This is a genomic window from Paenibacillus polymyxa M1, assembly GCF_000237325.1.
In the GTDB taxonomy this organism is placed as follows: Bacteria; Bacillota; Bacilli; order Paenibacillales; family Paenibacillaceae; genus Paenibacillus; species Paenibacillus polymyxa_C.
This window is the reverse complement of the sequence record NC_017542.1, coordinates 2,846,523-2,859,641: the sequence shown is the minus strand read 5'-3', so window position 1 is coordinate 2,859,641 and position 13,119 is coordinate 2,846,523. Positions and strand designations below refer to the sequence as shown.

General features: G+C 40.0%; 11 protein-coding genes and 1 pseudogene. 8 read left to right on the top strand and 4 right to left on the bottom strand.

Annotated elements, in window-relative coordinates; genetic code table 11:
- Positions 1 to 732: 732 nt before the first annotated feature.
- Entirely contained in the window at positions 733 to 1,104 is a 372-nt protein-coding gene (locus tag PPM_RS30060) for a hypothetical protein (RefSeq protein ID WP_043885963.1), read from the top strand.
- A gap of 423 nt (positions 1,105 to 1,527) precedes the next feature.
- Here the strand turns inward: PPM_RS30060 and PPM_RS12635 are convergent, their stop codons facing one another.
- Positions 1,528 to 1,800, bottom strand: coding sequence for a hypothetical protein (locus PPM_RS12635; RefSeq protein WP_013371268.1), 273 nt, complete (start codon positions 1,798 to 1,800; stop codon positions 1,528 to 1,530).
- Positions 1,801 to 3,034: 1,234 nt separating this feature from the next.
- Between PPM_RS12635 and PPM_RS30625 the strand changes: the two genes are divergently transcribed.
- The 4 genes and pseudogenes from PPM_RS30625 to PPM_RS12615 form a co-directional block, all read left to right on the top strand.
- Positions 3,035 to 3,244 (top strand): GLUG motif-containing protein, encoded by a 210-nt coding sequence (locus PPM_RS30625; protein WP_080567859.1) that lies wholly within the window; start codon positions 3,035 to 3,037, stop codon positions 3,242 to 3,244.
- Positions 3,245 to 3,377: 133 nt separating this feature from the next.
- Entirely contained in the window at positions 3,378 to 4,733 is a 1,356-nt protein-coding gene (locus PPM_RS12625; protein ID WP_013371266.1) for an erythromycin esterase family protein, read from the top strand.
- Positions 4,734 to 4,763: 30 nt separating this feature from the next.
- Entirely contained in the window at positions 4,764 to 5,915 is a 1,152-nt protein-coding gene (locus PPM_RS12620) for a serine hydrolase domain-containing protein (protein ID WP_013371265.1), read from the top strand.
- 176 nt (positions 5,916 to 6,091) lie between these two features.
- Positions 6,092 to 6,475 (top strand): annotated as a pseudogene (locus PPM_RS12615) (Tn3 family transposase); the annotation flags it as partial.
- A 233-nt stretch (positions 6,476 to 6,708) separates the two neighbouring features.
- Here PPM_RS12615 and PPM_RS12610 read toward each other — a convergent pair.
- Positions 6,709 to 7,593: a LysR family transcriptional regulator gene (locus tag PPM_RS12610; protein WP_013371262.1), complete on the bottom strand. Its 885-nt coding sequence runs from the start codon at positions 7,591 to 7,593 to the stop codon at positions 6,709 to 6,711.
- Positions 7,594 to 7,763: 170 nt separating this feature from the next.
- On the opposite strand from PPM_RS12610, the gene PPM_RS12605 reads away from it, so the two are divergent.
- From PPM_RS12605 to PPM_RS12595, 3 genes are all read left to right on the top strand, one after another.
- Complete coding sequence (locus PPM_RS12605; protein WP_013371261.1) at positions 7,764 to 8,510, top strand: acetoacetate decarboxylase; 747 nt, start codon at positions 7,764 to 7,766, stop codon at positions 8,508 to 8,510.
- Between the two features lie 13 nt (positions 8,511 to 8,523).
- Positions 8,524 to 9,555 carry a ketopantoate reductase family protein gene (locus PPM_RS12600; RefSeq protein ID WP_014599775.1) on the top strand — a complete coding sequence of 344 codons (1,032 nt, stop codon included), beginning with the start codon at positions 8,524 to 8,526 and terminating at the stop codon, positions 9,553 to 9,555.
- 738 nt (positions 9,556 to 10,293) lie between these two features.
- Positions 10,294 to 11,640, top strand: a complete 1,347-nt coding sequence (locus PPM_RS12595) for a cellulase family glycosylhydrolase (RefSeq protein WP_013371259.1) — start codon at positions 10,294 to 10,296, stop codon at positions 11,638 to 11,640.
- A gap of 220 nt (positions 11,641 to 11,860) precedes the next feature.
- Here PPM_RS12595 and PPM_RS12590 read toward each other — a convergent pair whose 3' ends face one another.
- Together PPM_RS12590 and PPM_RS12585 are read right to left on the bottom strand one after the other, a co-directional pair.
- The gene (locus tag PPM_RS12590; RefSeq protein WP_013371258.1) at positions 11,861 to 12,277 is read right to left on the bottom strand and encodes a hypothetical protein; all 417 of its coding nucleotides are present in this window, start codon (positions 12,275 to 12,277) and stop codon (positions 11,861 to 11,863) included.
- Positions 12,278 to 12,695: 418 nt separating this feature from the next.
- Entirely contained in the window at positions 12,696 to 13,079 is a 384-nt protein-coding gene (locus PPM_RS12585) for a copper amine oxidase N-terminal domain-containing protein (protein WP_014599773.1), read from the bottom strand.
- Positions 13,080 to 13,119 lie beyond the last annotated feature (40 nt).

Below are 13,119 nucleotides of genomic sequence, written 5' to 3'. Positions count from 1 at the left end.
AATACTCAGGATGTAGAATACTACACCGGCGGTTGCAGGGCAATAAAAATTTAATCACGCTAACTTTCAAACTTTCCTTTTTATCGGATGTCGCTGTCGTACCGGATAAGCATTGTAAATTCCGCTGCACGCTTAAAAATGCAAAATGGCTTCTACCATAAAGGAAGTGGTCGGTACAAAACTAAACGATATTTTCGGGAAATAAAATTAAGCGTTAAGCCCGGTGCAATATTGCCGGTTTTTTACACAGGACTACTCCGCAAATCTTCAAGCGTAATCATTAATTAGGGCTTTGTTAATGCTGTTGATTCCTGGCAGATGGGATGGAAGGATTTAGCATCATACCGGGAGTGGGCCAAAAACCCTGCTCTTGCCCATCTGAAAGAAGAAGACATTCCACCGGTTTCCGATGTTCAAAATATTTCGCAAAGTAGAGCGTTCGTGGATAAATCGTGCACCCGATGTGGGAAGAGACTGAGCCAATGATTGTATTAGATCGTCTGGTATAAAACTGTTTAACAAATAGGTCACTTGGGCTCAGAGTGACCTATTTGTGTTTTCAAAAAGTGGAAAAGTGGTATTCTGGGCAACAAAAATCGCATTCATTATCCTTGGCGTTTTTGTCTATAGAGTTGTGCATTTGAATATAGAGAAGATAAGAAAAGCGACTACCAGATTGTATTCACTAGTCCCTAATTGGTAAACCATATCAAGAGATAGGTGTGGAAAACCATGAAGGAAAAAGCTGCAGCCTCACCAAGTAAAAATAGCGGAGACAATATTATTTCTCAAAGATCGGGCGGAAGCGCAACAGTAAGAGAAGTGTTTAGTGTCCCTAAAGGCGGGGGTCATGTTAAACTTTGTTTGAAGAATCATTCTGATCATCCAGTAAAGGTAAGTTTAACTCACATTGATTCAAACAAATTATATATCGAAAGTTTAGTAATCGCTCCTCACGATACAGTGACTTGGAATTCTAACGACCAAGGTTTCAGCGATGGTTTGCGTTCTGGAGACTACATACTTCATTGGAGAGGCGGTGATTATAAAGTTGACGGGGAAACATGGGGAGTTGCTGGCTCAAAGCCTGAAACGTCTAAATGATATGAACTTTAAAAATTCATCACCGCAGAGACATTTGTTCAACAAACATCGTTCGGTTTGAACCGGTAATATACCAAGGGGAGTCTCAGCCTGGTCATGCCGGCTTAACCGCAGGCAGTTCTTTACTTTCTTTCCCTTTGCCCGCCTTCAACGGATAACTGACATACATGTGAGTTTGATCAACAGTTCAAAAACAAAAAAAAGGCGGTACTCTGAATTTTTTCCATTCAAAGCTTCCACTAATTCTAAAGAAATATCATATTCCAAGGATGTTAATCATCACTTGCAATACCTGTGACGATTACTAAACTATTCTCAAAAAATCCACATGATCAAATCCAAAATTAAAGTATCCTACCCCATTAAGCCGCGGGAACAATAGGCTAATCGTCATGTTGCTATTGATGTTACCCTTCATTTTGTCTAAAGCGCGACTGCCAACCCGTTAAGAACTAGCTCGGTGATTTCATTAATTGGCCACGGAATGACTCCATCAATCTCCACATTAGGTTCACTGAACTCCACGTCAGGTTGTATCACCAACTCCTCTAATGCCCCTCCAAATTGATTAATCTTAACTCTCAGGCTCTCCTGGAATTGTTCTAAACAGTTCCCTTGTACAACCAAATGCCTCGTGCGTGCATTTTCTCTGTTGATGTTGTTGCTGTCCTGAACCATAATACGTGGCCAGTGCATTCTTCTGATCATCATTGATGTAGGGAAGGTTATCCTTTACAGGGGATATACTGCTGTATCGCTGATAGTAAATATCAACTAAAAACTTATATAAATCCTCACCAGTCTTTGGCTTCTTAGAAAGAGTTTTATTGTTCTTCTCAAATATTCTATAATCTAAGCCAGATTTTGGATTAGTGCATTCTTCGAAGAAACAGGAGTGTGAATGTTCAGAATTTGTTCAGTCATACCATGCTAAAATCTTCGTATCAAAATAACAGCCAAAACCTACATAAGGAGAGAGAGTGATTGTGAACAGGGAAGCAGCATTGTTTCATATAAATATTTATTAAATGTATGTCGATACTGCAAGGCATATAATAACATCCTAATTTTGGTATAACAGATAAATGTTATTTGATTATAGGGCAGCGGCGATAAAATAAAGAGAGTCTGAAAAGCGGGTACCCGTTCTTTCAATGAACGGTTATTTTTCATGCTTAAATTTAAATTTTCACGTGAGAGAAAATAGAGTCGCTGTACTTAGTACTATATGAGATGAGGTGGAATTAGCCTAAACCATTCAGATGATTTTATTTGTCGCACAAGAAGGAGGAACTTTTATTGTTACCATTAATTAAGAAATTTCGCTTAAACCAAAATCTTACTTCTTATTTAAAATTAATCCTAGTGGTCATTATTCTTGCCGTAGCTATTGTTTCCGTCGCCCCTTCACGGGCACATGCGTTTTCCGGAACGGGAAACGGTACGGAACAGGACCCTTATATCATCACGACGGCAGCGATGCTGGATGACATCAGGACTAATCCGAGCGCTTATTACAAATTGGGTGCTAATATCCAACTAACGGATTATACTTGGAACCCGATTGCCAATTTCGCGGGTGCGTTCGATGGGAACGGATACACGATTTCTGGCTTGACGATTAATCAGCCCTTGTCAATGGATGTCGGTTTTTTTGGCAATTTAACGGCTACAGGTGTTGTTCGTAACGTCCGGTTAATGGATGTTAACATAATCGGAAATAGGAACGTAGGAAGTGTTACCGGTACAAGTTTCGATCAAATCAGTAATGTATTTGCATCCGGCAGTGTAGAAGCGCTCGGAGAGGGCGCCTATGATTATGCGGGTGGTCTGGTCGGTGTTAACAACGCATCGATTACTCAGTCTATATCGGCTGTCAACGTGAGGGGAACCAAATCTGCTGGATACGTTGGAGGAATTGCAGGCTATAATGTGCGTGGCACCGTCAGCCAAAGTTATGGCAACTGGCCAAGTGGATGGACTATCCCGCGTTGGTGGTTTAGTCGGATACAATCCTATCGGAATCGTGAGCAATTCTTATTCAACGGGTTCAGTCACAACGACCGTCAACCGAGCTGGAGGACTTGTTGGACAAAATGCTGGTCAGGACCATCATAATCCCGTCCTAATCGGGCGATAAGCCGTCATATGACAGTAAAAACGCATCATGGTGACATAATGGCATCTTGGCAGTATGACAATTACTTTGCAATACTCGGGGAGACAAATCGCTTCGCAACGAATGTCAAACAATAACCCTGGGGAGGAAAAAAATGAACAAGAAATTATTAACGAGGCTGGCACTTACTACAATATGTAGTATAAGTTTGGCCGGTTGTTCCACAGAAGAAATCCCATCAACACCATCCAGTTCGGGCAATACGCCTGCATCTAAACTTGAAACTGCCATGAAGGACAACCAGACTCCATTACAGTGGCTGGAGAAGAATGCAAGCAAATTAACAACAACAGAGCCTCGTGCTTCTTTGGAAGATTTACAACCACTTAAAGAGATGATAGGGTCTGCTTCGATTGTTGGTTTAGGCGAAGCTTCTCATGGCATGCATGAAGTATTCACGATGAAACACCGTATCGTACAGTATATGGTTACGGAATTGGGGTTTACAAACCTCGTCTTAGAGGAGGACTGGGGGAAAGGATTGATGCTTGATCAATATGTTCTTACAGGTAAAGGGCATCCAGACAAAATTCTTAGCCCCGTGTTTAACAATAAAGAAATGACGCAAATGTTGGAATGGATTCGTGACTACAATGCCAATCCCAAACATCCCAACAAAATACGTGTAATCGGGATGGATCAAAAAAAATTAGATGAACCTGTGTTTAACAAAATTTCGGACTATATCCAACAATATCATCCGGATTTGGTTTCTCAATTAAATGACAAAATGAAAGAGCTTATTTCCGCAGCAAAAGATGAAGAAAGTTTTGAGAAACTGCCGAAAGATGAGAAAGAAAAGCATCTTTCCAATGCCCGGTCTATTATTGAGCTGCTAGAAAAAAATAAAGCTAATGCCGGCAAGCAAAAAGAAGCTTACGCATGGGCATTGCATAGCTCCCGTATTATCGAGCAATTTATTCATATGCTTTCAGCTGAACAACAGCCGGAGTTCTTCTTAAGACATGATATTGCAATGTATGAAAATGCGAAGTGGACACAAGAACAATGGGGGAAAACCATTGTATGGGGTCATAACGGACATATATCCAAAACCAATACTCTTCCATTCGTATATCCGGAGATGTCAGGACAACATTTGGCTAAACATTACGGCGACAAATACGTATCCATCGGGACTTCAATCCATTCAGGTTCATATAACGTTGTTAATGAAAGCGGCAAATTCGGTCCTTACGGAACGGTTAGAATCGATGACCCTAATAGCATTAACTATACCGTCGGACAAGTCAAACATGATCAATTTTTTGTAGACTTGCGCAAAGCAAGCGGTTCGGTGAAAACTTGGTTAGATGAAACCCGTCCTACATTTGCCGGAATAACAAAATTGGGACCTGAAGTACCTTTGTTTGTAGACGCTGCATTCGGCAAGACATTTGACATCCTTTTCTATATCAAAAAGGTCACTCCATCACAAATGAATGAATAATACGAATCCTTAATCAAAAGGAGAAACGAAATGAACAAAATTTCTATGCTCACTGTATCGGCAATGATTACCGCGGCTCTATTACTGCCATTACAAGGAACTGGTTTTGCAAAGCAGGCGGATCCCCTCGTTACTACTTACAGTCAAAATTCACAGACCAAAGCCAAGCAACTTATCGATGAAGCTGCTAACCATCAAAATATACCGGGCATAATTGTAGCTTCCTCAAACAAAGGATCAAAATGGGCATATGCTTCCGGTGAAGCAAGCATTTACGGTACCGACCCGGTTAAGACGAACTTTACTTTCCGGATCGGTAGTCTAACAAAGACGTTTACTGCAATGGTCGTTCTTCAGCTTGTTGATGAACAAAAACTGAGCCTGGATGACACGATAGAAAAATGGCTGCCTGATGTTGTTAAGGGTACAGAATATGAAGGGGAACATATCACGATTCGGCAACTATTAAACCAAACAAGCGGTATTCCTGACTATTCAGAACACAAGGATATTCTCGATAAATTACTCCCAAACCCGTTACATTCCTTTACTGCAGACGAATTAGTTCGTACCGGACTGAGCATGAAGGCAACCTCCAAGCCTGGAGAGAAATGGGTTTATTCCAATACGAATACGGTACTAGCAGGGATGATTATTAAGAAGGCTACTGGAGAAACATACGGGGAACATATTAGGAAACGTTTTATAGCTCCCCTTAATCTGACGAACACTTATGTACCCGACGACTACTCGTTTATTCCAGGTGAACATGCACGAGGATACTTCGTACTCGACGGTCAATTCATAGACAGAACTGAAATGAATCCCTCTTGGGCAGATGCTGCGGGATCTATGATCTCCACAGCGGATGATATGAATACATTCTTCAAAGCTATACTTAGTGGCAAGCTATTAAAACCAGCTACTTTAGATCAGATGTTAACTGGGGTTGAAACTCCAGCAGGTGAATACGGCTTGGGGATCCTTGGAACAAAGCTGACGAATGGTATTATGATTTGGGGGCATGGCGGCAACTTTCCAGGATTCGCAACGTTCGCAGGTGGAACTCGCGGCGGGGATTATGTACAAACCCTTAATATCAATGCGATGCCTTCTGAAATTAATACGTTGCCTCTTTCCAAAAGCATTGCCGAGCAACTCATTGGCTCTTCATCACATTAAGAACACCAGCAAGCTGGCACCGGAAATTTCCTATTCCGGTGCCAGCTTGCTGCCATCTCGGCCCGACCGTTTCCTCTGCCCGCGACGGAATGTCCGAGATAAACAGTCTCAATTTACGTTATAACTCACACCTGCGCGAACGCATGGGACATTTTCCTGATCGGATTACCGATGGATACGGGTGCAATCTTGGGCCAGCCCAAACATCCAAACATATGCGAAGTTTAGTTACACCCCATATGCTCTCATTTGTAAACCGCCGACATGTAACTGCCCAGAAGATCGATGCAGCCATACGTGACATTCTGAATCAATACAATACACTAAGCCTGCCTAAACTATGGGGAGACGGGAAGACAGCTGCTGCAGACGGAACGATGTTCGATTTGTACGAAGAAAATTTGTTATCTGAATATCATATTCGTTATGGTGGGTATGGCGGAATTGCTTATCATCATATTTCAGATACCTACATTGCTTTATTTAGTCACTTCATTCCCTGCGGAGTATGGGAAGCTGTCTACATAATAGATGGTCTACTAAAGAACAAATCAAGTATATACAAGCTTAATAGTCGCGTTGCAGCGGCTTTTTGTTTTAACAATATCTGTTTTTGTCCAAACCAAAAGCCAAGAACAGATATCGTTAGCCGAAAAAACAAGAACATGTATGGTTAACCGTAATTGAAGAGGATTATCAACTATAAGGTTTTTGTGCCTCATTTTTAAAAGAAGTTTTCGGGAACAATCCGGGAAATGTAGGATAATCTAAGATAATTATGTAACTATATTTTTTAAATCTTGAAAATTACATAATTATCTTTATAGAACAAAATAATAAAGTCACGAAAATTTCTCACTGAAGAAGATAACAATTTATTTTTTTTCCAAGATAAGCTGACAGGATATTTTGAAGCTTTATCCGTAATTTTAATATAATTCAACCCTAGTGTTCTACAAATTGAAATAGGGAGTAAAGCCACTCCCTGATTAACCTTTAAAATTTCAACCAATAAATAAGAATCGACTTCAAAGGAAATATTTGGGATGAATCCAGCTTTTTCACAAAGCATGGTTGTAAAGTCACTATATTCTACATTATTAGCAAGAGTAATAAATGGTTCATTGGCTACATGACTTAATGAGATCTCGTTTTTACCCGTAAGTTTGTGGTTCGAAGGTAAAACCAGAACAATATCTTCATTTACCAGTAAACAACTCTCTAGCTCTTCATCTTGAATAGGATGACCTGTTATTCCTAAATCCATTTCTCCTTTTTTTAAACTTGTCAATATTTCGCTTTTGACTCCGATGGTTTGAAGTATTTTTGATTCAGGAAAGCGGGTAATACATTCACTGATGAGTCCTGTAAGGAATCTTGAATTGGAAATTGATATTCTTATGGTGTTGGCAATTTGATGTTCCTCCGATCTAATTTCCATTTGCGCATTTTCAATCTCCGTAAAAATCCTGTTTACGTGTTTCAAAAGAATCTTTCCTGACGAACTCAGTTGAATATTTCTCCCTTTCCTTTCAAATAAGGTTGTTCCCAATTCTTCTTCAAGTCTTTTAATAGTCAGGCTTAAAGAGGGCTGAGCAATATTCAATTGTCTGGCTGCATTAGTAAAGTGCTCGGTATAAGCAACTGTCTGAAAGTATTTGAGTTGAAGCAACTCCATTTAGCTTGTCTCCTTATTTATTATGATAAATATATACATACCTTATTATGTATTAGATTAAATGTAAATATAGATATAAGATAATGTCATCAAGTGAAGTGAACAAGATCAAACTCAAGCGACATATAATGAAAAGTGCAAAATTTGAGCAAGAAAGGAAGGTACTTTCTATGAGAATTGATGTAAATAACACATTCAAAAATTTCAATACACCATTAACAGCACCGGCATATTCGGTGCCAACCTATAAATTTGTTAATCGTGAATATCTTAACATTATTTACCGAACGGATGAAAAAGCTTTACGGACAGCAGTGCCGGAACCCCTAGAAATCGGTGATCCCTTGGTTAAATTCGAAGTGATGTGGATGCCCGATGTTTCCGGACTAGGTGCTTATACTGAGGCTGGACAAGTAATTCCTGTCCGATTTAATGGAGAGGACGGAGATTACGTGCATTCGATGTACGTTGACAACTTTCCAGCGATTGCAAGTGGTCGGGAGCTAACTGCATATCCGAAGAAGTTAGGTGCTCCCAAGCTTTATGTAGATTCAGATACTCTTGTTGGCACACTTGATTACGGTACACTTCGCGTAGCCACAGCCACCATGGGGTACAAGCATTTTGAGATGGATAAGGAACTAGCTAAAAATGAAATTTGTCGACCTAACTTTATGGTTAAGATTGCTACTGATTACAATGGAGATTTAAGAATCTGCGACTTAGTACGAACACAAATAACGAATATAGAGGTTAAAGGGGCTTGGACAGGTCCTGCTCGACTTCAATTATTTGAGCATGCACTGGCACCTCTTGCAGATTTGCCTGTATTAGAAGTCGTTTCAGCATCTCATATCCTTACGGATTTAACCTTAAACGCTGCACAACCTGTATACAACTACTTAGAGGAAAAATAAGGAGGACTTTGAGATGAGAATTGCAATTTTAGGAGCAGGGTCTTTAGGAACCATAGTTGGAGCATATCTTGCTGCTGGCGGAATGGATGTTGAGTTGATTGATGCATACAAAGCACATGTAGATACTTTAAATCAAATAGGTGCTAAAGTAGTGGGTACGACGGAATTTCAAGCAAAGGTAAAAGCCATCATCCCTGAAAACAAGTCAGGCAAGTATGATTTAGTTTTACTGCTAACAAAACAATTATATAACGACTCTGTTCTTAAAGAGTTACTTCCTTTTCTAAGGGACGATAGTGTTGTATGTTCTCTACAAAACGGTATACCCGAAAAGAACGTTGCTTCAATTGTTGGTGAAGAACGTGTTATTGCAGGTTCTGTTGAATTTGGTGCTACGTTTATTGAACCAGGCGTATCTAGCCTTACAACCGAGTATACGCAATTTAAAAAGTACGCTTTTCAAATTGGAGAATTAAACGGCGAAGTCACAGAAAGAATACAACGTATTAAATCGGCTTTAGACCTTGTCGGCGGAACACACATTTCCGATAACTTAGTTGGAACGAAGTGGTCAAAATTACTGATCAATAATGCATTCAGTGGTTTATCTGCAGCATTAAACGGAGAATATGGAGACATTCTTGACAATGAAATTAGCATTATTTGTGCAGTTCATATCGCAGATGAGACGATCAAGATTGGACACGCAAAGGGTGTCAAATTTGCTAAAATGGGTGGATTTGATATAGAATCTTTGGAATTAAGAAGCGAAAATGATATTCCTGAACGTATCCAAACCTCTAGGGTAGTCATGGAACCGTCCAGGCTGCTAAGAGCAAGTATGCTTCAGGATCTTGAGAAGAAACGTAAAACTGAAATTGATTACATTAATGGTGTGGTTCCCAAAATGGCAGAAGGGACTGGTATTTCAACACCATTTAATGATTTAGTTGTAGCCCAAGTCAAATCTGCAGAAGAATCTCAAACTGTGCCTAATTTTGATACAAATCTAAAAGCTTTTAAAGAGTTATTGAATAGCCAATAAGAAACATAGGTTTGGAGCCGGCAGGACATCCCTCTGGACTTCTTTAACAGAAATGATGCGCTCCATGTTTTTTACGCTGCATATTTTATGATTATTCAACCTGTCGAAATGACAGGTTTTTTTGCATAGAAAAACAAAGAACTTAACAGAGGAAGCACTACATGAGACTGTGAAAATAAAGTTATAGACTAATAGTGGCATTATGCTAAATGGAAGGGTTCAACAAAATTGCTCTCTAGCTGCTTGTGATCCAGCGGTAGATAAACAATGCCAAGATCGATCCGATTGGTGAGCAGCCCCTCCCGACGGTTAAGCCCTCAACAGCGCCTACGTTACTCGGACCGCAGGTTCCTGTTTTTTTACTTTTAAACTATCATGTCCCGTTTGCTTAGAAAACTAACGAACTACGTAATAATTTTTTTGAGATAATAACGATCGTACAAAAGAGGACAGTCTTTAGTTATTACACATTTGGTATCGTTGTCGTGGCTTGTAATCAGGGCGAACACTATAGTAAACCTAATAATTTCAAAAAAAAAAAAATTTATCAAGTTGTGGTTTGTAAATGTAAGTACTACAATTAGATACAAGAAATGCAAATTAGAATTAAAATATTCTTTAAAGGGGGGAATGATGATTTTGAATTGGGGTAGCTTCAGGAAGCAGGCTACTACATGTTTATACCATTTTATTGTTTTGGCATAATGGACAATTAATTTTTAAAGAGGAGGTCTTTCTTTGAAAAAATTAGGGATGGTATGTAAAATAGTTCTGATACTTGTATTCTTAACGCCTTTAACACCGACCTTTGGTCAACATGTAGATGCATGGTCAGGTATGCCTATGGGAAAGCTTCATGTCAGGGGCAATCAATTGGTGAACAGCAGCGGAAAACCTATTGTTTTGAATGGCTGGCATCAGCCGTCTGGTGCATACTGGACCTATCAAAACAGTAATTATTATCTCAATTTGAATGGTAACAATCGTCATGCAGCAATTTTGGCCTATTTGAAGGATATCACCGACACCTTTACAGACACCAGACCAAAGTATGGAAGCAACCACGGCTGGTATATGAATCAGGTTCGATTGTTTATTGATCGCCAGGATATGGGAGATGTGGCCGCAGGTTCATACAACTTTTCAGGTTTACAAGCAGCTACACAAAATGTGATTATACCATATATCAATTATGCGAAAACAAAGGGTATTTATGTGACTCTTGGTCTCGATTTCACTTTGGCTAACGACCAAGCTACCACACAATCCAATTTAGACAAATTCAATCAAATATGGGGGTATCTTGCCTCGCAGCCAGCTATTAAGAGCGCGGATAACGTCATGTTTGAACTAATCAACGAGCCCATTAAGTCGTATGCGAATGGGCATTGGGGGGGCTATGCCGGCGAAAATGATTTTGTTGACCATTGGAATGATCTCAGAAGATTCCAAAACTCTATCATTTCCACGATTAGAAGTAAAGGAGCGGATAATGTTATATGGGCTGCAGGGCTTGGATACGACCAATTTTACAGTCCGGCAGCAAAACACCCGCTGATGGACCCATTGAACAACTACGGCTATGCTGTCCACTGGTATCCGGGCTACGGAGCACATGATGACAAGGACAAGCTACAATCGCAATGGAATTCCAACATTAAAGCGGCAGCTCAAGCCTATCCAATAAATATTACAGAGTTTACCTGGTTCAAAACTCAGCCCGGCGACTCAGAGTATTGGAACTTGTTTAACGGCTCTAATGATGGATTTGGGAAAAACACGAAGTCGATTTTTACAGCAGCTGGTAATGTCAGCATGACCGCACACATGAATGGATTTCTGCTGGAAGCAGGAGCAAGGAGTTCATTTGCAGACCCAACGGCCGGGTTAAAGTGGGATGGGGATACGCGACGTCAGGCGATGGCCCGTTTCTTGTTTGACTGGTACAATGAACGTGCACGGACCTATCCGAGAGCACTAATCCAGAACAGTGAATCAGCAACGGAGAATGTGCCTGCGGCTGCACCGACTGATGTGCTTACAGATACATACACTACTACACCGACTGACGCACAATCAGAATGATGTTAATAATTTCAACGCTGATACCTACGAATGACCTCGAATTTCTCATCTAAACTGAATTTAGGCAAAAAACTGCACCCATTTGTTAGTCGTTGGAATGTTTATAGAACTTCTTAAGCGAATTGCCACCTAAATGACAACGCATGCAAATAAGCGCCGAACTATGCAGCGCTTATTTGTCGTTTCCGATCTTAAGTGTCATTTCGATTTGATCGTAGGGTCATCCACTTTTTGACGCTTTCAAGCCATCAATGTAAAGTCTGCGAATTCCTTTCAAAATTTGTTTCGTCGAAAGTCCTTCATCTTTTAAATGAAAATCAATGTTATGGAGAGTTGCCAGTAAAGCTTCTACGGTGTATACAATGTCAACGTCCGAAATATCTCCTTTTGCTGAAGCCTCGTTATATAAATATCTACATGTTGTACGCATCCATTGACATAGCGGCGAATGAAGCGGGCGATGTCCGGTAGATGCGCGGCTGACGGCGCAAAGCCAGGGGACTTTCGACTCCAAAAAGGAAACATAGCTCACGATGACTTGATAAAGTTGCTCCAAAGGAATAACATCCTTGGATTGGCTGAGGTAGGCCTGAACTTCGTCGAATAATGGTTGACACTCTTCGCTGACAATTTCCAAACAAATGTCGCCTTTCAAGGGTATACCGGCAGTACCCTTACAAGATGTAATAGCGCAAGTTTCTCTATATCGACCTAGTTCTAGCTAACAACTTGCAATAAAAGAGGATAAACTTTGTGTCATTAATTCAAAAGGGGCAAACTTTGTGTCAAAAAAGAGGTAAGCTTTGTGTCACTGGACAGATGTACAATCGTTGAGAAGAAGTTTTATCTCAGCAGCTCATGTAATACATATGTACAAAATACGGGTTTTGTGAATATGTATAAGGGAAAACTCGTAATTCATTTAAATTAATCGTTCTTGTCCAGTGACAACAAGTTTGCCGTATTAGAGATTATGACAACAAGTTTACCCCTTTTCCTATATGACTTTTGTTGGAACAAGCCAAAAAATATTTTTGAGCTCCATATTTCTAGTATCATCCTTCTTTAAAGGTATAATCTAGTTTATTGCTGGCATAGCGTTGGAGTAGAGTTTGACTAGGCTTATAAGTAACAACTGTTTTAGAATCAGGATGCCACAATACTTTTGCATTTAGTGCCTCCCCTATAAAACGAAAAGGTACATATACAGCGCCTTCTTTAACAGTAGGATTTACGCTCACAGAAACCTTCTTATCGTTGACATACGCACTATTACTACCTACGGTTAGATTCAGTTTATTTTTCGTATCTGAATCGGTCACCATAACCGTCTTGCTTTTGTTATCCCAGTCCACTTTTAGATTTGGAATAAGAGAAACTGTTCGTATTGGAACCAATGTTACATTGTCTATAACAATGGGATTCTGTTCATTGGCCATGCTACCATTAATATTTAAAACGTGCGAAGCTCTTCATTTT